The following is an 18,123-nucleotide window of genomic DNA, read 5'->3' as shown; positions in this document are numbered from 1 at the left end:
CCCTCGTGGACGTGGCACCACGCCCACACTCGCTGGGCCGGGCACCACCCTGGCTGGTCCGCTTCGCTGACGCCGGAACGTCAGCGGGCAGGGCCACGAGGGCCGGGTGCCGGCCCCCTCGTGGGTATCGCGAACGGCTTGCGCGCCGTCTGCTCTACAACCGCCACTACCAGGGCCTCCCGTGATGGTCCGCAAGGTCACGAGCCATCACTTCGGAAGTTACCTGCGTTCGCCGTTTCGTGCAGGCAGCCAGGCAGGTGATTCACCGAGTCGTCATCTCACCGTCGGTAGAGAACAAATCAGCGAATCGACACTGAACGTGTTGTCAAGTACCGAACCGGCGATGACGCCACGCATAGTCACGAACCGCGCGGAGAAAGTCGACGCGCCGGAACGCGGGCCAGTATGCTTCCGTGAACCAGAACTCGGAGTGCGCGGACTGCCACAGCAGGAAACCGGACAACCGCTGCTCACCGGAGGTGCGGATGATCAGGTCCGGATCGGGCTGGCCCGAGGTGTAGAGGTGTTCGGAGATGTGGTCGACGTCGAGGATCTTCGCCAGCTCGCGAATGGAGGTGCCCTCGTCGGCGTGCTGGAGCAGGAGCTTCTTGACCGCGTCGGCGATCTCCTGGCGGCCGCCGTACCCGACGGCGACGTTGACCTCCATGCCGGCGCGTCCCTCGGTGCTGGCCTGGGCGGCCTGCAGGCGCTTCGAGATGGGGCCGGGCAGCAGCTCCAGCGCGCCCACCACACGGATACGCCACGGGTTGCCGGGGTGGGCCAGCTCGTCGACGACGTCGGCGATGATCTCCAGAAGTGGTTCGAGCTCCTCGGTCGCGCGGCTGAGGTTGTCGGTGGACAGCAGCCACATCGTCACGACCTCGACGTCGGCCTCGCGGCACCAGCCGAGGAAGTCGGCGATCTTGCGAGCGCCCGCGCGGTGCCCGTCGGCGACGTCGGTGAAACCCGCCTCCCGCGCCCACCTGCGGTTGCCGTCCAGCATGATCGCGATATGTCGCGGGTGCTTGCCCGCGGCCTGCTGCATGAGGCGACGGCCGTAGATGCTGTAGACGACCCGGGACCCGAAGGAGCGAAGACTCACGTCCAACCAATGTACGCAGCCGCCCCGAGCGACGTGGGCCGGGCCACGCTTGACTGGCGCGGAACCTACGTCGCCGTAACCTGGTTGGTGTGACCGTAGAGACCGAACCGCCGTCCTTCGTCGACACCCGACCCCGGCTCCGCGGACATATCCACTTCTGGTCGTTTTTCAGCGCGCTCGCCTGCGTCGCGACACTGGTCGCCCTCGCCGGCGCGACGGCGTCCGGCCTGGCGGCGCTGGCCACGTCCGTGTACGGGCTGACCGTGCTCGGCGTGTTCGGCGTCAGCGCGCTCTACCACCGCCGGTTGTGGAGCCCGCGCGGCTACCAGTGGATGAAGCGTGCCGACCATTCGATGATCTTCCTGTTCATCGCGGGCACGTACACCCCGTTCACGCTCCTGTCGATGTCGAAGCCCACCGGGTACGTCGTGCTGGCGGTGGTCTGGGGCGGCGCGCTCGCCGGTGTCGCGTTGAAGATGCTGTGGCCGGGCGCGCCACGGTGGCTCGGCGTGCCGATCTACGTGGCGCTCGGCTGGGTGGCCATCTTCGTGCTGCCCGAACTGGCGACGCACGCGGGCGTGACCGCGCTGGTGTTGTTGCTGGTGGGCGGCCTGTTCTACACCATCGGCGCGGTGTTCTACGCCGTCAAGTGGCCGAACTACTGGCCGAACACCTTCGGGTACCACGAGTTCTTCCACGCCTGCACCGTGCTGGCCGCGGTCTCGCACTACATCGCGGTCTGGCTGGCGCTCTACGCCTGATGCGTCGCGTCCGGTGCGGCACGCCCGAACCCGCGAAGACGACCCGGCACTCGTCGTCCGGGCTCTCGGCCCGTTCACGCCGCCTGGTCACTTCGCCGCCACCATGCGCTCCATGGGGACGGCAGCGCGCCCTCCGGCCACCAGCGTGGCGAGCGTGAGGGACACCCCGAGGATCACCGGGCCCAGCCAGACCATGGTTTCCACCGGGAGGAGGCACACTCCCACCAGCCGGACAGCGCACTCGACAAGCAGCGCGGCGCCCCAGATGCGCGAGAACGCGCGCTCGGCGTTCCGGAAACTCGCCGAGGACCCGGACAGCCGTTCCCACCGTTCGACGCGAGCGGGGTCGCCCTTGGTGACCCACGGTTTCAGGCCCGCGGTCATCAGGGGCCTGCCCAGCGCCACCGACACCAGGACCGCCAGCCCCAGGACACTGGTCACGGCGCTGTCCTTGGCCAGCATCAGCCGCGGGTCACCGACCACCAGGCTCAGTGCCAGTCCCGTGACATTGACGAGCAGGATCGCCACGGCGAGCAGGTTGACCCGGCCCCGTGCCAGGCTCCACAACGTGCGTACCAGGGGCAGCGCGCTGCTCCAGGCCAGCGCGGCGAGAGTGCTCATGCCCCCTGGCCCGGACAGCACGTAGTACATCGCGACCGGCACACCGGCGTCGATGACCAGCGGACCGAAACTCTCGAATACGGCGTTCTTCGCCTTGTTCGTCATGCCCCCAGCCTCGCCCGGGAGCGGGCGCGGCGATCAGGCCGAACTTCCCGTCCCTGGCATGACATTTGTCAGCGGAGCATCGCCGCCCGCAGGAACGGCTCCGGGATCGCGAAGCCGTCCACCAGGAGCCGGGCCCGCGGGCGCAGTTCGGCGCACAGGTCGTTCACCGCCGCGATCACCGCCTTCGACCGGGCTGAGGTCAGGCGCCCGTGTTCGAGGAACCACGCGCGGTCCTCTTCGACGTTCGACAGCACGTAGAGATCGCACACCCGCTCCAGCAGTGCGCGCGTCTCCTGGTCCTCGCAGCGCTCGATGGCGGCGACGAACGCCTCCAGCACGATCCGGTCGACGTGCACCCGCGCCGCGCGCAGCACGTGGTCCTGGGCGTCGTTGAAGACCTCGAACGGGTCCGCCTCCGCCGCCTGGCGCAGCCGCCGCGCGCAGCCCTCCAGCACGTGCTGTTCGCGGTCCTCGAACAGCTTCACCTGCCAGCCACGGTCGAACAGCACGGTGTCGTCGTCCCGGCCGGGTGCGGCGTCGACCAGCCGGTCGATGACCTTGCGCGCGGCCGTCCGCTCGACCACCGCGCCGACGAACTGTTCGGCCACGAAGCGGGCCGTCGCCAGCGGGCTCAGGTCGGCGAAGTGATCGCGGTAGCCAGTGAGCAGTCCCTTCGCGACCAGCTGCAGCAGCACCGTGTTGTCACCCTCGAACGTGGTGAAGACGTCGGTGTCGGCCTTCAACGCGGGCAGCAGGTTCTCCGACAGGTATCCCGCGCCGCCGCACGCCTCCCGCGCCATCTGGATGGTCCGCGTCGCGTTCCACGTCGCGACCGCCTTGATCCCGGCGGCCCGCGACTCCAGCTCCCGCTGCGCGCGCTCCTCGGCGTCGTCCGAGCCCTGGATGTCGTGCAGCGTCCGGACGAGCTCCTCCTGCGCGAAGTGCAGCGCGTAGGTGCGCGCGATCGCCGGCAGCAGCTTCCGTTGGTGCGCCCGGTAGTCCAGCAGCAGAGTCTCGCCCGAGCCGTCGGGACGGCCGAACTGCCTGCGCTTCTCGGCGTAGCGCGTGGCGAGCGCCAGCGCCCGCTGGGTGGCGTGGATCGCGCCGCCCGCCACGCTGATCCGGCCGCGGATCAGCGTGCCCAGCATGGTGAAGAACCGGCGGTTGTCGCTCTCGATCGGGCTGGTGTAGGTGCCGTCCTCGGTCACGTCGCCGTAGCGGTTGAGCAGCGCCTCCCGCGGCACCCGCACCGAGTGGAAGGCCAGGCGCCCGTTGTCGACGCCGTTCAGCCCGGCCTTGCGGCCGTCGTCACCGATCTCCACGCCCGGCAACGGCGCGCCCGACTCGTCCCGGACCGGCACGAAGAACGCATGCACACCACGGCTTTCGTCACCCGTGACGAGCTGGGCGAACACCACCGCAGCCTGCCCGTGCCGGGCCGCGTTGCCGATGTAGTCCTTGCGCGCCTGCTCGTCCGGGGTGTCGATGACGAACTCGCGGGTGGCCGGGTCGTAGGTCGCGGTCGTGCGCAGGTGCTGCACGTCGGACCCGTGCCCGGTCTCGGTCATCGCGAAGCAGCCGAGCAGGTCCAGATCCATCACCCTGGCCAGGTAGCGTTCGTGGTGGGACCTGTTGCCCAGCAACTGGATCGCGCCGCCGAACAGGCCCCACTGCACGCCCGACTTGACCATCAGCGACAGATCGCCGTAGCCGAGCATTTCGAACGACACGACCGAACCGCCGATGTCACCACCGCCGCCGTACTCCTCGGCGAACCCGGTCCGGTGCCAGCCACTCTTGGCCAGCTCGCGCAGGCGCTCCAGCACCCACGCCCGGTACTCCTCGGTGCTGAGGTCATAGGGTTCGTCGAGGGAGTAGTCCTGGAACTGGGCGCGAATCTCCCGGCGCAGCGGGGCCCACTGCCCGTCCAGTACCGCGGTCAACGCATCGGGGTTCATATCCCTACTCTGGCGTACTGCGCCTCTTGCTGCCAATCCGACCACAGCCACGGCGGCGACGGTCTTTACGAGCAGATTCGCTGCGGACCGTACCGCCTACTTCTGGCCGGATCAGCAGAGTCCACACGGTCGCGGTGCGGCTTCGACCTCAGGCCAGATCCGGCCCCTCCTTGCGGAGTTCGTCGACCTTCGACATGGCCTCGCGCAGCTCGCCCAGCCATTCCTCGGCGTGCTGCCCGACGAGGCGAACAGCCCAGGCCAGGGCATCCGAACGGGACCGCGCGACCCCGGCGTCGACGAGGGTGTCGAGCACCAGCCGCTCGGGCTGGCGCAGACGCGTCATCACCGGCACCGACTGTGTGGTGAACAACTCTTCCGTGCCCCCGAGACGCGCGCCCCAGGACACCTTGCGCCGGTACCGGTGCTCGGCCTGCCGTGCGATCTCGATGCGGTGGTCCCGGGTCTCCTCCCGGAACCGGCTGATGCGGCCGGATTCGGCGGCGGCGCGGGCGGCGTCGTCGGCGAAGTCGCCGGTCAGTGACGGCAGTTCGCCGACGATCAGGATTTCCTCGCGGTCGACCGTGATGTCCGGGGTGCCGGTGAACCAGCCGTCCGGCAGGCGTCCGGTGAACCAGCCCGCCGCATCGTCCGCCGGAGGCACCTCGGCCTGTCCGCGTCCCCGTCCCCAGTGTGCGTGTGTGCGCATGATCGCCTCCACGACGATTACTTGATTACACAGCAACACGCTACGCCGGAACCGCCGCCTCAGACCCCGTGTTCACTGCCGGCGGACAATGCTGAGACCAGGTCATCAGGGCTGGTCACCGGCCGGTCGCAGACGTACCCGCGGCAGACGTAGGCCGCGCTCTTCCCGTCCACCATCGGCCGGTCCTCGAGCAGTGGCACACCGTCGGCGCCCGGCTCGCCCGCCAGCACGACCGAACCGCCGTGCGCCCGCCGCGCGGCCACGGTGCGCAGCAGATCGCGCTCGGTCGAGTCCGGTCCCGCGATCGCCACCTGGACCGGCCCGGCCAGCATCGCCTCGGCCGCGGTGAGCCAGTGGCCGGCGAACCGGGGCGCCGCCCCGGCAAGCTGACCGGAGCGGTGCACCGCCTGCCCTGCCGCCTCCCGGTACCGCGCGGAGCGGTCGGCTCCGACCAGCACCGAGGCCGTGACCAGCGCGTTCGTCAGTGCCGACGCGCCGGACGGGCTCGCGTTGTCCGTCGGATCCGACGGCCGGTGCACGAGCACCTCGGCATCGTCGGCGGTGTCGTGGTAGGCGCCGGGGGTGTCGTCGACGGCGAACCGGTCGAGGGCGATATCCAGCAGGTTCGTCGCTTCGGCGAGCCAGCGCGGGTCACCGGTAGCCTGGTGCAGGGCGAGCAGACCGTCGGCGAGGCAGCCGTAGTCCTCCAGCACACCCGCCGCGTCACCGGCGACCCCGTCCCGCGAGCTGCGGCGCAACCTGTTGTCGCGCAAGTGGATGCCGAGCACCGTGGACGCGGCGTGCTGCGCCGCCGACACCCAGTGCGGTTCGTCGAGCGCGACGCCCGCCTCGCACAACGCGGTGATCGCCAGTCCGTTCCAGGACGCGATCACCTTGTCGTCGCGGCCCGGCTGCGGACGCTGATCGCGCGCCACCAGCAGCGCGGCACGGACCCGCTCGAACCGGTCGTGGTCGTCCGGGTCACGCAGCAGCTGCAGGACCGAAGTGCCGTGCTCGAACGTCCCGTTTTCCGTGACGGAGAACAGGTTCGCGGCCCACGCGCCGTCCTCGTCGCCCAGCACCTCGCGCAACTGCCGTGGCGTCCACACGTAGGTCGCCCCCTCTTCACCGAGGGTGTCGGCGTCGAGCGACGCGGCGAACCCGCCTTCGCTGGTGCGCAGGCGGCCGAGCAGGAAGTTCCCGGTCAGCCGGGCGACCTCGGAGAAGTACGCGGATCCGGTACGGCGGGCCAGGTGCGCATACACCCGCAGCAGCAAAGCGTTGTCATACAACATCTTCTCGAAGTGCGGCACGACCCACGCGGCGTCCACGGAGTAACGGGCGAAGCCGCCGGCGAGCTGGTCGTGAATACCGCCGCGGGCCATCGCCTCCGCGCACGATTCCACCAAGGACAGTGCCTCGGCGGACCCGGTGCGTTCGTGGTGGCGCAGCAGGAACTCCAGCACCATCGACGGCGGGAACTTCGGCGCACCACCGAATCCACCACGCTCGGGGTCGGCTTCCCCGGTGAGCTTGAGCATCGCCGCGTCCAGCACACCTTCGTCGACGGGCGCGGGCTCCAGCGGCCCGAGCTGCCCGGCGAGGTGCTCCACGATCTTCCCGGCGCCCTCGGTCAGCTCGTCACGGCGCTCCTGCCACGCCTGCGCCACGGCGACGAGGAGGTGCTGGAACGACGGCATCCCCGGACGCGGCTGCGGCGGGTAGTAGGTGCCGCAGTGGAACGGTTCACCGCCGGGCGTGAGGAAACAGGTCATCGGCCAGCCGCCCTGGCCGGTCATCGCCTGCGTCGCGGTCATGTAGACCGCGTCGAGATCGGGACGCTCCTCGCGATCCACCTTGATGTTGACGAAGTTGTCGTTCATCAGGCGCGCGGTCTCGGCGTCCTCGAAGGACTCGTGGGCCATGACGTGGCACCAGTGGCAGGCCGCATACCCGACGGAGAGCAGGATCGGCACGTCCCGGCGCCGGGCCTCCGCGAGCGCCTCCGCGCTCCACGGCCACCAGTCGACCGGGTTCTCGGCGTGCTGCAGCAAGTAGGGGCTCGTCGCGTCGGCGAGTCGGTTGGCCATGGCACCAGGGTGTCACGCCGCTTCGAGCGTCGCCGCGCTAGCTGCTTTCGCTCTTCTCCGGCTCCTTGACGGGTGCCTCGGCAGGCTTGTCCGCGGCCCCGGCGCCGTCCTTCTCCGCCGCATCGGCGGCGGCCTGCTCCTCCGGGTCGAAGGTGGCCGGGACCTTCTTGAGGTGCTTGGTCATCGAGCGGACCAGCAGCGCGACCGCGATGAGGAACAGCAGCAGGATCAGGAACCCCAGTGGCGAGGACTTGCCGAAGTCCTCGCCCTGGCCACCGTTGTCGCCGTTGCCCGGCTGCTGCGCCAGTACGAGGGCGGTCGTGGCGACCGGCGCCGTCACCGGCAACGAGAAAATCATGTGCTCACCTTCTCACGGACGCCCGCGAACAGGTCGTCCTCGGGCAGCGTGCTGTCCACCAGCGACCGGACCAGCTCGTACTCCTCGGTCGGCCACAGCTTCTGCTGGATGTCGAGCGGCACGACGAACCAGCGGCTGTTCGGGTCGATCTGCGTGGCGTGCGCCTTGAGGGCCTCGTCACGCACCGGGAAGTACTCGGCGCACTCGACCTGCGTGGTGACGCGCTCCATGACGTCGGCGCGGTCCGGATCCCACTTGCCGAGCCACTCCGCGTACGGCGACTCGATGCCGGCCTCGACGAGCGCGTCGTGGAACGCCTGCATGCGGGCCCGGGAGAACCCGTGCATGTAGTAGAGCTTCAACGCCTGCCACGGCTCGCCGTCCTCCGGGAACTTGTCCGGCTCGGCGGCGGCGTCGAAGGCCGCCATGGACACCTCGTGGGTGCGGATGTGGTCCGGATGCGGGTAACCGCCGTTCTCGTCGTAGGTCAGCACGACGTGCGGGCGGAACTCGCGCATGACCTTGACCAGTTCCCGCACCGGCTCCTCGATCGGCGTGAGCGCGAAGCAGCCCTCCGGCAGCGGGGGCAACGGGTCGCCCTCCGGCAGACCGGAGTCCACGAAGCCCAGCCAGCGGTGCTGCACGCCCAGGATCTCGGCGGCCCTGGCCATCTCCTCGCGGCGGATGGCGCTCATGTTGGCCAGCACGTCGGGCCGGTCCATCGCCGGGTTGAGGATGCTGCCCGCCTCGCCTCCGGTGCAGGTCACGACCATGACCTCGGCACCCTCGGCGACGTAACGGGCCATCGTGGCCGCGCCCTTGCTCGATTCGTCGTCGGGATGGGCGTGCACCGCCATGAGACGCAGGCGCGATCCCGATCCGGACATCAGCTCGTCAGAACCCACCATGCGTCCAACGACCCCTTCTGAATCCCTATTCCGCCCCGGAGAGATACTGCGGATGCACCCCATTGTCCCCGGGGGTACGACAACTTCGATCGGAGGCCCGGCTTGAGCACCGCCAGCGCCCCGCCGTCACTGCCGGAAGGCCGCTACGGCAGGCCCCGCAGGGCGAGCCGCCGCTGGCGGATGTGGGCCTTCGGGGCCGTCGCGCTGGTCGTGAGCGGTGCCGTGGCGTGGGTCGGCTACGTCAACCTCGGGGCGGCGCCGATCAGCGCGGAACGCGTCACGTTCGAAGAACTGCCGGGGAACACGATGACGATCTCACTCAACGTGACGCGCGATCACCCGGAGAAACCGGGTGTGTGCATCGTGCGAACGCGCGACCTCAGCGGTGCCGAAAGCGGGCGCAAGGAGGTCTACATCCCGGCCGACGACAGCCGGGTCGACACCGTCGTCAAGAGCATCGGCCGCCCGGTCACCGCGGACGTGTACGGCTGCTCCTACGACATCCCACAATATTTGTCAAGGAGTTAGCGGCCAACGGGGTGAATGACGCGGCGAATGCCCGGTTTCTGGCACAAGGACCGGCGCTGACCTGCTGTGGCGTGCTACTCTGGTCTACCGGCACGGCCCGAACGGGCCGTGTTTTTCCTTTATCCAGCCGCACTCGGCGGAGTGCGGCTGCCGGCATGCATACCCATGTCCGGCAGGCACGACGAGGAGATGGTGGCCGTGAGCGACACCCAGGTGACCTGGCTGACCCAGGAAGCCTACGACAGGCTCAAGCACGAGCTCGACGAGCTGATCGAGAATCGTCCGGTCATCGCTGCGAAGATCAACGACAGCCGTGAGGAAGGCGACCTCAAGGAGAACGGGGGCTACCACGCCGCCCGTGAGGAGCAGGGCCAGCAGGAGGCGCGCATCCGGCACCTCCAGGAGCTGCTGCGCTCCGCGAAGGTCGGCGAAGCTCCGGAGAACGACGGTCTCGCCGGCCCCGGCAAGGTCCTCACCGTGCGCTACGAGGGCGACGACGAGGACGAGAAGTTCCTGCTCGCCACGCGCGAGGAAGGCGCCTCGGAGGGTGACCTCGACGTGTACTCCCCGGAGTCGCCGCTGGGCAAGGCCCTGCTCGGCGCCAAGGAGGGCGAGTCGCGTGAGTACGAGCTGCCCAACGGCAGCACGCAGAAGGTGACCCTGGTCAAGGCCGTCCCGTACGCCGGCTGATCCCCGGACTCTTTTTCGCAGCGGCCGGTTCCGGGCGGGACGAGCACCGCCCGGAACGACCGCCTCTTCGCACCCGGAACAGCACCGCCCGGGCGGTAGCGTCCGGGCATGAACCCCATCTGCGTGACGTGCACCATGCAGTACGACGCCCCGCGCGTGGACTGCCCCATCTGCGAGGACGAGCGCCAGTACGTCCCGGCTTCCGGCCAGCAGTGGACCGACCTGGCCGCGATCCAGGCCGAATTCGACCCCCTCGTCAGGCCGGAGGGCGGGGGCATCACCGGCATCGGCACCACGGGCAAGCTCGGCATCGGCCAGCGGGCGCTGCTCGTCGAAGCCGCCGGGGGCAACTTCCTCTGGGACCTGACCGCCTACCTCGACGACGATCTGGTCGCCGATCTGAAGGCCCGCGGCGGCATCACCGGTATCGCGATCAGCCATCCGCACTACTACACGACCTGCGTGGAGTGGGCCCGTGCCTTCGACGTGCCGGTTTACCTGCACGAGGGCGACCGGGAGTGGATCGGCCGCCCGGACGAGCGGATCGAACTGTGGGGCGGGCGGACCAAGCGGGTCGGCGACGACCTCACCCTGGTCAACCTCGGGGTGCACTTCACCGGCGGCACGGTCCTGCACTGGTCGGGCGGTGAGCAGGGGCGCGGCGCGCTGCTGTCCGGCGACATCGTGCAGGTCATCCCGGACCGTGAGTTCGTGGCCTTCATGTACAGCTACCCGAACCTCATCCCGGAGCGGCCCGCGATCGTGCGGCAGGCGGCGGAGATCCTCGCCGGTTACGAGTTCGAGGCCGTCTACGGCGCGTGGTGGGACGCGGTCGTGCGCCAGAACGGCCACGACGTGGTGCAGCGCTCGGCCAGGCGCTACCTGGAGTTCGTGTCGTAGGCGAGCCGCTCCAGCAGCGGGCGGACCCGCGGCGGCACGGGCGTCGACAGGGCCAGTGACGTCGACGTCCGCCGCACGTCGGGCACGCTGACCACGGCGTCGATGACCCGTTGCAGGTCGTCGTGGTCGCGCGCCACCATCCGGACGAACAGGTCACCCTGCCCGGTGGTGGCGTGCACCTCGCAGACCTGCTCGATCGCGGTGAGGGCTTCCGCCACCGCGGAGCGCCGGCCCTGCGCGATTTCGAGCCACGCGAACGCCGTGAGCCCGTACCCCATGGCGGCGAGGTTCAGCTCCGGCGGGAAGCCGCCGAGGATGCCCCGTTCGGTCAGCCGGTCCAGGCGCGCCTGGACAGTGCCGCGCGCGACGCCGAGCCTGCGCGCGCACTCCAGGACGTTGAGCCGCGGCGCGTCGGTGAGCAGCAGCAACAGCCGGGCGTCAAGCGCATCCACGTGGACCTCCTCGAACACCACCAATGCCACGGTGGGGAGCTTTGTCAGGGGACGACGGTGAACCCGGCGCGCTGGAGTTCGGTGTGGACCTCCTCGCAGTGCGTGGGGCCGCGCGTTTCCAGTTTGAGCGCGATCTCGACCTCGCCGAGGGCGAGCGTGCCGGAGATCCGGGAGTGTTCGACGTCGAGGACGTTCGCGCCCAGGTCCCGTACGCGCGACAGCACCGACACCAGCGATCCCGGCCGGTCCGGTACCCGCAGCCGCAGCGCGAGGTAGCGGCCGCCCGCCGTCATGCCGTGCTGGATGATCTGCAACAGCAGCAACGGGTCCACGTTGCCGCCGGAGGCCACGGCGACCACCGGCCCGTCGAACTCGCCGGGATACTGCAGCAGGGCCGCCACGGCCGCCGCGCCCGCCGGTTCCACGATGAGCTTGCGCCGTTCCAGGCACAGCAACACCGCGCGGGACAGCGATTCCTCCGACACCGTGAGGACGTCGTCGACCTTCACCGCGACGTGCGCGTAGCTCACGGGGCCGGGCTGGCCGACCGCGATGCCGTCGGCCATCGTCTGCATCTGCGGCAGCCGCACGGGCCCGCCCGCCGCGAGCGACAGCGGGAACGCCGCCGCCTCCTCGGCCTGCACCCCGACGACGCGCACGTCCGGCCGGAGGGCCTTCACCGCGCACGCCACGCCCGCGACGAGCCCGCCGCCGCCGGTGGGCACCAGGACCGTGGCCGCCTCCGGTACCTGCTCCAGGATTTCCAGTCCGACGGTTCCCTGCCCGGCGATGATGTCGGCGTGGTCGAACGGGTGGATGAACACGGCCCCGGTGCGCTCGGCGAACGCGATGGCCTCGGCGAGCGCCTCTTCCAGGACGTCCCCGTGCAGGTGTACGTCCGCGCCGTACCCACGGGTCGCGGCCAGCTTGGGCAGCGGCGCACGGGTGGGCATGAAAACGGTCGACGAGATGCCCAGCAGTGAAGCGGCGAGAGCCACACCTTGCGCGTGGTTGCCCGCGCTGGCGGCGACGACTCCCCTGGCCCGTTCCTCCGCGCTGAGCCCGTGCAGCCGGGTGTAGGCGCCGCGGATTTTGAACGAGCCGGTGCGCTGCAGGTTCTCGCATTTCAGATGAACGGCGCCGTCGTGCAGGCGTTCCAGGTCACGCGCGTGCTCCATCGGCGTGACGCGGATGATTCCTTCGAGGAGTTTCCGCGCCTCGCGGATGCGGTCGACGTTCACCAGATCCATATGCCGGATCATGCCACCCTCGGTCCGGGGGTTTCGGTACCCTGGGAGCGGTCAGTTTCGGCGAATCGGGAGTAGCCATGCCATCGCGGAGCGAATCGGGCGGCAGAGTCCGACGTGCCACGCGTTCGGCGGGCCTGCTGCCGTTGGTCGCGGGCGTCACGTCCGCACTCGCCCTGACCGGAGCCGCCGTGTACACGGTCGACAGAGCCAACTGCGGCGACCCGGCGCAGTACATCCGGCACGACAACTATGTGGAACTGGTCGGCGGCTGCGTCCACGGCCCGGACCTCCAGGGCACCCGCACGGGAACCACGAGCGGGGACGCGAAGAACGCGGAAGTGCGGAACTACCGCCCCTGAGCCAAGGAACCAGCGAGAACCGGCGCGCTGGCACCAAACAGGACCACCACCTCCCCCGCCCCCGATACAAAGCCGCCCTGACGATCAGGCGTCGGGGGAAAGCCCGGGCCACGGCACTTTTGCGCGCAGCGCTGGCTCCGGGATGACCACCCAGCGGTGGACACGGCGCGCGCCGCTACCCCAGCGCCGCGCGCAGGTCCTCGCTCAGGTCGCGTACGTCCTCGATGCCCACCGACAGACGCAGCAGGTCAGCCGGGACCTGGAGCATCGAGCCTGCCACGCTGGCGTGCGTCATCTGGCCAGGGTGCTCGATCAGGGACTCGATCCCGCCCAGCGACTCGGCCAGGATGAACAGCTCCGTGCGGGACGCGGTGTCCAGCGCGGCTTGACGGCCGTCGGCGTGGCGGAAGGAGATCATGCCACCGAAGCGGCGCATCTGCTTGGCCGCCACGTCGTGCCCGGAGTGGGCGGTCAGGCCCGGGTAGTAGACCTCGGCGACCTTCGGGTGCGCGGACAGCATCTCGGCGATCTGCTCGGCGTTGTCGCAGTGCCGGTCCATCCGCACGGCCAGCGTCTTCAACCCGCGCAGGGTCAGCCACGCGTCGAACGGGCCGGGGACGGCTCCCGCCGAGTTGCGCAGGAAGAACAGCTGCTCACGCAGCTCGTCCTCGTTCGTCAGGACCGCGCCACCCACCACGTCGGAATGGCCGCCCAGGTACTTGGTGGTCGAGTGGACGACGATGTCCGCCCCCAGTGCCAGTGGCGTCTGCAGGTACGGCGTGGCGAAGGTGTTGTCCACGACGAGCCTGGCACCGGCGCCATGGGCGATTTCCGCCAGCACCGCGAGATCGGCGATGCCCAGCAGCGGGTTCGACGGCGTCTCGCACCAGATCAGCTTGGTTTCCGGACGCACGGCGGCGCGCACCTCGTCCACGTTCGACAGGTCCGCGACGCCGTAGGAGACGCCCCAGTTCTTGAGGACCTTGTCGATCAACCGGAAGGTGCCGCCGTAGGCGTCGTTGCCCAGGACCAGGTGGTCACCGGGCCGCAGCACGGTCCGCAGCACCGCGTCGGTGGCCGCCATGCCGGACGCGAACGCCAGGCCGTGCCGGGCGCCCTCCAACGAGGCCAGCGCCTGCTCCAGCGCCGTGCGCGTCGGGTTCGCCGTGCGGGAGTACTCGTAGTCACCTTCACGGGTGCCACCGACGCCGTCCTGCGCGTAGGTGGAGGTCTGGTAGATCGGCACGATGACCGCGCCCGTGCGCGGGTCAGGCTCCTGACCGGCGTGGATGGCGCGCGTTTCGAAGCCGGAGCGGGACAGGTCGTGCGTCATGCCCCCAGCCTACGACCAGCCCCCGGTCACCCACCGTGCGGTGGTCGGCAGGAGGGCGAGCACCAGCGTGCCGACCGCGGGCACGCACAGGACCGCGATGTAGACGACAGGGACCTCGGCGTCCACGAGCCCGAGGAAGTACACCCCGAACGCGCCGAGCACCAGCACCAGCACGTAGACCACCAGCGCCGCGACCGCACCGATGATCGTGGCGACGCGGCCGAACTCCTTCGCCAGCACCAGCCCGACCCCGCCGGTGATGAGGGCGGCGGCCAGCAGCAGGTGCGTGGCGAACGTGAGCAGACCACGGCCGAGGTCGTAGTCACCTGCCAGCAGCACCGCGCCGCCCGCGACGCCGACCAGGTGGAACAGGCCGCCGAGCAGGGCCAGGACGGCCGCGGTGATACCGGTGCCGCCGCCGCGGGAAGTCGCGGCGGCTTCGGAGTGAGACGAGAAGATCACCACTACCAACTACCAGCCGGGCGGTGCCGCAGGTACCGGAAGGTCCACGGAAGCACCGCGAGCACGAACACGACCGGCCCGCCGACCGCGGCCCCGACCCGCACGAAAGCGTCGTCGGGCGCGAACCGGAACATCGCGGAGAAGAAGTCCCCGAAGTAGCCGGGGTAGAGCAGCACGGGTTCCAGCACGACCGCCGCGACCGCCAGCAACCCGCCGACCAGCAACAGCACCGCACCCGTCACCGCGCGGAAGAACGTGACCAGCGCACCGGCCAGCAGGACCAGCGCCGCCGCCGCGTAGATCCCGAGCACGCCGCGCACCCTGCCGTCCATCCCGTCGAAGCTGTAGTCGACGAAGAACTTCAACGGCAGGTAGCCCAGCAGGACGGCCAGGAGCAGCCCGAACACCCCGGCGAGGATCGCGGTGGTGCCGTTGGGGCGCGGCTCGCGGCCGACCGGACTCGTCACAGCGCCCCCAGGGGATCGGACCTCTTTCGGCGCCACCCTAGCCGCCTTCCCAGCTCAGGGGCATCAACTGGGAAAAAGACGATGCCCCCGGCCGCGCGGCCGGGGGCATCGAATTTCAGTCAGCTGGTCACCACTGCTGCGGCGGCTGGCCGGGCTGGCCGTAGCCGGGCTGCTGCGGCGGCTGGCCGTACTGGCCGGGCTGCGGCTGACCCGGCTGCTGCCCGAACTGGCCGGGCTGACCGTAGCCGGGCTGCTGCGGCGGCTGGCCGTACTGACCCGGCTGCGGCGGCTGGCCGTACCCGGGCTGCTGGCCGAACTGGCCGGGCTGACCCGGCTGCTGGAACCCACCGCTCTGCGGGTTCGGACCGCCGGGCTGCTGCCCGAACTGGCCGGGCTGGCCGTACTGACCCGGCTGCTGGAAGCCACCGCTCGGCGGGCCGTAGCCGCCGGGGCCACCGAACCCGCCGGGGCCACCGGGACCGCCCTGGCCGGGACCGCCGAGGCCGACGAACTGCTGCGTGGCCGGGACGATCCCGGCGACACCGATGGCCAGCGCCACGATGCCGAAGATGATCTGCGCGACCGGCGTGCCCGGGTAGTCGTCGATCTCGCTCGGGAACGCGGTCATCATCAGGATGCCGAACAGCAGCATGAGGAAGCCGCCGACCGCGGTGAGGATCGGGGCGATCTTCTTCAGCGACGCGGACAGCTTGCCCGCGAGCGCGATCAGCACCCCGCCCGCCAGCGCCGCGAGACCGCCGATCAGCAGCATGATCGCGTAGAACCAGACGAGCCCCGGCGAGGGCAGACCGAGCTGTGCCGCCTGCTCCTTGAACGAGTCGTACTGGGACGAGTAGTCGCCAAGGTCACCGAAGTCGACCAGCGCGAAGATCAGGCCGAGCAGGCCCAGCAGCGCGGCGAGGCCACCGGCGATCCAGCCGAACAGCTGGGCGTTGCCGCCCGCGCCGCCGCCCTGCGGGGCGCCGTAGCCGGGGGTGCCGAAACCCTGCTGCGGCGGCTGGCCGAAGCCACCCGGCTGTGCGGGCGGGCCGAACCCCTGCGGCGGCTGACCGTAGGGGCCGGGCTGCTGCTGCCCGAAACCGGGCTGCTGCTGGCCGAAACCCTGCTGCCCGAAGCCCTGCTGCGGGTTGACCGCGCCCGGGTTGTCCGCGGCGCTCGGCGGCGGCGCGTACGGGATGGCCGGCGGCTGCGAGCCCGGAGGCACCAGCTGCGTGGACTCCGCACCCGGCTGGTCACCGGGGTTGACCTTCTGGGTGGCGTTCGGGTCGCCACCGGGCTGGACGACCTGGGTCGGCTCCGCGGTCTCGCCGAACGAGCCGCCCTCGGACGGCTGCGGTGTCTGGCCGGGCTGCACGACCTGGGTCGGCTCCGACGAGCCGAACGGGTTGTCTGGCTGCTGCTGGGGACCGCTCGGCGGGCCCTGAGGCGGCTGGCCGCCACCCCACGGCTGGTTAGGCGGCTGCGGAGCGCTCATGTGGGTCTTGAACCCCCTCGAGAGGACTGACAATGCGTATTCACGTTGGTCCGGCTGGCCACACGCTATCGGATACCGGTCATAGACGCTCGTAACGCCCCGGGGGTTCCGCGCGATGACATCCAGATCACCGTCCGGCGAGGAAACCGAGCAGGTCGTGGCGGGTGACCACCCCCGCGGGCTTGCCGTCGACCAGTACGAGCGCGCCGTCGGCACCGGAGAGCGCCTCCATCGCCGCGCCGACGCCCTCACTGGCACCGATCGTCGGCAGCGCGGGCGACATGTGCTTGTCCAGCCGGTCCGCCAGCTGGGCCTTCCCGGTGAACAACGCGTCCAGCAGCTCCCGCTCGTTGACCGCGCCGACGACCTCGGCGGCCATCACCGGCGGTTCGGCGCTGACGACCGGCATCTGGCTCACGTCGAACTCGGACAGGATCGCCACGGCCTCCGCGACCGTCTCGTTCGGATGCGTGTGGACCAGGTCGGGCAGCGATCCGGTCTTGGCGCGCAGCACGTCGCCGACCGTGGCTCCCGAGGAGTCCGGGGACAGGAAGCCGTACCCGGCCATCCACTGGTCGTTGAACACCTTGCCGAGGTAGCCGCGGCCCCCGTCGGGCAGCAGCACGACGATCACGTCGTCCGGGCCGAGCCGCTCGGCGAGCTTGAGCGCGCCCGCCACGGCCATCCCGCACGAGCCGCCGACGAGCAAGCCCTCCTCCAGCGCGAGGCGGCGCGTGATCGCGAAGGATTCGGCGTCGGAGATCGCGATGATCTCGTCGGCGATGTCGCGGTCGTAGGTGTCCGGCCAGAAGTCCTCGCCGACACCCTCGACCAGGTAGGGGCGACCGGTGCCGCCGGAGTACACCGAGCCTTCCGGGTCGGCGCCGACGACCTTGACCCGGCCGTGCGACGCCTCCTTGAGGTAGCGGCCGGTGCCGGAGATGGTGCCGCCGGTGCCCACGCCCGCGACGAAGTGCGTGATCCTGCCCTCGGTCTGTTCCCAGATCTCGGGCCCGGTCGAGTGGTAGTGGCTGGCCGGGTTCTCCTTGTTGGCGTACTGGTTGGGTTTCCAGGCGCCCTCGATCTCGGTGACCAGGCGGTCGGAGACGGAGTAGTAGGAGTCCGGGTGCTCGGGCGGGACGGCGGTCGGGCACACCACGACGCGGGCGCCGTAGGCCTTGAGCACGTTGCGCTTGTCCTCGCTGACCTTGTCCGGGCATACGAAGACGCACTCGTAGCCCTTGCGCTGGGCGACCATCGCGAGGCCGACGCCGGTGTTGCCGGAGGTGGGCTCGACGATCGTGCCGCCGGGCCGCAGCTCGCCGGATGCCTCGGCGGCTTCGACCATCCGCAGCGCGATGCGGTCCTTCACGCTGCCGCCGGGGTTGAAGTACTCCACCTTCGCCAGCACCAGCGGCGCCAGGCCCTCGGTCAGGGAGTTCAGCTTGACCAGCGGGGTGTCGCCCACGAGGTCGACGATGTGCTCGACGTATTTCACGCCCCCCACAGTAGAGGTGGTTCTCGTCGCTCAGGGGTTTGACGGCGCGCCCGGAAGGGGCAGGATGTGGGTAAGCACGC

General features: G+C 70.3%; 19 protein-coding genes. 5 read left to right on the top strand and 14 right to left on the bottom strand.

What is annotated here, in order from left to right; translation table 11 throughout:
* Positions 1–325: 325 nt before the first annotated feature.
* Entirely contained in the window at positions 326–1,102 is a 777-nt protein-coding gene (locus HNR02_RS14340; protein ID WP_179773675.1) for an isoprenyl transferase, read from the bottom strand.
* An 89-nt stretch (positions 1,103–1,191) separates the two neighbouring features.
* Here HNR02_RS14340 and trhA point away from each other — a divergent pair, with 89 nt between their 5' ends.
* A complete protein-coding gene (gene trhA / locus HNR02_RS14335; protein ID WP_179773674.1) occupies positions 1,192–1,863 on the top strand; it encodes a PAQR family membrane homeostasis protein TrhA in 672 nt (223 codons plus the stop codon).
* An 87-nt stretch (positions 1,864–1,950) separates the two neighbouring features.
* Here the strand turns inward: trhA and HNR02_RS14330 are convergent, their stop codons facing one another.
* The 6 genes from HNR02_RS14330 to mca form a co-directional block, all read right to left on the bottom strand.
* Positions 1,951–2,589, bottom strand: coding sequence for a VC0807 family protein (locus HNR02_RS14330; protein WP_179773673.1), 639 nt, complete (start codon positions 2,587–2,589; stop codon positions 1,951–1,953).
* 68 nt (positions 2,590–2,657) lie between these two features.
* Positions 2,658–4,547, bottom strand: coding sequence for an acyl-CoA dehydrogenase family protein (locus tag HNR02_RS14325; RefSeq protein ID WP_179773672.1), 1,890 nt, complete (start codon positions 4,545–4,547; stop codon positions 2,658–2,660).
* A gap of 148 nt (positions 4,548–4,695) precedes the next feature.
* Complete coding sequence (gene abmR / locus HNR02_RS14320) at positions 4,696–5,253, bottom strand: ATP-binding transcription factor AbmR (protein WP_179773671.1); 558 nt, start codon at positions 5,251–5,253, stop codon at positions 4,696–4,698.
* A 59-nt stretch (positions 5,254–5,312) separates the two neighbouring features.
* Positions 5,313–7,343, bottom strand: coding sequence for a thioredoxin domain-containing protein (locus HNR02_RS14315; protein ID WP_179773670.1), 2,031 nt, complete (start codon positions 7,341–7,343; stop codon positions 5,313–5,315).
* A gap of 37 nt (positions 7,344–7,380) precedes the next feature.
* Positions 7,381–7,701, bottom strand: coding sequence for a hypothetical protein (locus HNR02_RS14310; RefSeq protein WP_179773669.1), 321 nt, complete (start codon positions 7,699–7,701; stop codon positions 7,381–7,383).
* Positions 7,698–8,609 carry a mycothiol conjugate amidase Mca gene (gene mca, locus HNR02_RS14305; protein ID WP_179773668.1) on the bottom strand — a complete coding sequence of 304 codons (912 nt, stop codon included), beginning with the start codon at positions 8,607–8,609 and terminating at the stop codon, positions 7,698–7,700. Before mca ends, HNR02_RS14310 begins: the two co-directional genes overlap by 4 nt.
* A 102-nt stretch (positions 8,610–8,711) precedes the next feature.
* Between mca and HNR02_RS14300 the strand changes: the two genes are divergently transcribed.
* From HNR02_RS14300 to HNR02_RS14290, 3 genes are all read left to right on the top strand, one after another.
* Entirely contained in the window at positions 8,712–9,137 is a 426-nt protein-coding gene (locus HNR02_RS14300) for a DUF4307 domain-containing protein (protein ID WP_246338564.1), read from the top strand.
* A 189-nt stretch (positions 9,138–9,326) separates the two neighbouring features.
* A complete protein-coding gene (greA, locus tag HNR02_RS14295) occupies positions 9,327–9,827 on the top strand; it encodes a transcription elongation factor GreA (protein WP_179775914.1) in 501 nt (166 codons plus the stop codon).
* Between the two features lie 108 nt (positions 9,828–9,935).
* On the top strand, positions 9,936–10,727 hold the full coding sequence (locus tag HNR02_RS14290) for an MBL fold metallo-hydrolase (RefSeq protein WP_179773667.1): 792 nt from the start codon (positions 9,936–9,938) through the stop codon (positions 10,725–10,727).
* On the opposite strand, the gene HNR02_RS14285 is transcribed toward HNR02_RS14290, so the two are convergent.
* Both HNR02_RS14285 and ilvA read right to left on the bottom strand, forming a co-directional pair.
* Entirely contained in the window at positions 10,706–11,179 is a 474-nt protein-coding gene (locus HNR02_RS14285) for an Lrp/AsnC family transcriptional regulator (RefSeq protein ID WP_179773666.1), read from the bottom strand. The two genes, HNR02_RS14290 and HNR02_RS14285, sit on opposite strands and share 22 nt — an antisense overlap.
* A 44-nt stretch (positions 11,180–11,223) precedes the next feature.
* A complete protein-coding gene (ilvA, locus tag HNR02_RS14280; RefSeq protein WP_179773665.1) occupies positions 11,224–12,429 on the bottom strand; it encodes a threonine ammonia-lyase in 1,206 nt (401 codons plus the stop codon).
* A 77-nt stretch (positions 12,430–12,506) separates the two neighbouring features.
* Between ilvA and HNR02_RS14275 the strand changes: the two genes are divergently transcribed.
* Complete coding sequence (locus HNR02_RS14275) at positions 12,507–12,788, top strand: hypothetical protein (RefSeq protein WP_179773664.1); 282 nt, start codon at positions 12,507–12,509, stop codon at positions 12,786–12,788.
* A gap of 175 nt (positions 12,789–12,963) precedes the next feature.
* On the opposite strand, the gene HNR02_RS14270 is transcribed toward HNR02_RS14275, so the two are convergent.
* From HNR02_RS14270 to HNR02_RS14250, 5 genes are all read right to left on the bottom strand, one after another.
* Complete coding sequence (locus HNR02_RS14270) at positions 12,964–14,121, bottom strand: cystathionine gamma-synthase (protein WP_179773663.1); 1,158 nt, start codon at positions 14,119–14,121, stop codon at positions 12,964–12,966.
* A gap of 9 nt (positions 14,122–14,130) precedes the next feature.
* The gene (locus HNR02_RS14265) at positions 14,131–14,583 is read right to left on the bottom strand and encodes a hypothetical protein (RefSeq protein WP_312861008.1); all 453 of its coding nucleotides are present in this window, start codon (positions 14,581–14,583) and stop codon (positions 14,131–14,133) included.
* A 2-nt stretch (positions 14,584–14,585) separates the two neighbouring features.
* A complete protein-coding gene (locus tag HNR02_RS14260) occupies positions 14,586–15,050 on the bottom strand; it encodes a hypothetical protein (RefSeq protein ID WP_179773661.1) in 465 nt (154 codons plus the stop codon).
* Positions 15,051–15,177: 127 nt separating this feature from the next.
* Positions 15,178–16,545, bottom strand: coding sequence for a hypothetical protein (locus tag HNR02_RS14255; RefSeq protein WP_218902856.1), 1,368 nt, complete (start codon positions 16,543–16,545; stop codon positions 15,178–15,180).
* Between the two features lie 127 nt (positions 16,546–16,672).
* Positions 16,673–18,043 carry a cystathionine beta-synthase gene (locus tag HNR02_RS14250; protein ID WP_179773660.1) on the bottom strand — a complete coding sequence of 457 codons (1,371 nt, stop codon included), beginning with the start codon at positions 18,041–18,043 and terminating at the stop codon, positions 16,673–16,675.
* Positions 18,044–18,123 lie beyond the last annotated feature (80 nt).

The organism is Amycolatopsis endophytica (genome assembly GCF_013410405.1).
Classification (GTDB): Bacteria; Actinomycetota; Actinomycetes; order Mycobacteriales; family Pseudonocardiaceae; genus Amycolatopsis_E; species Amycolatopsis_E endophytica.
This window is presented reverse-complemented; position numbering and strand designations above follow the sequence as displayed.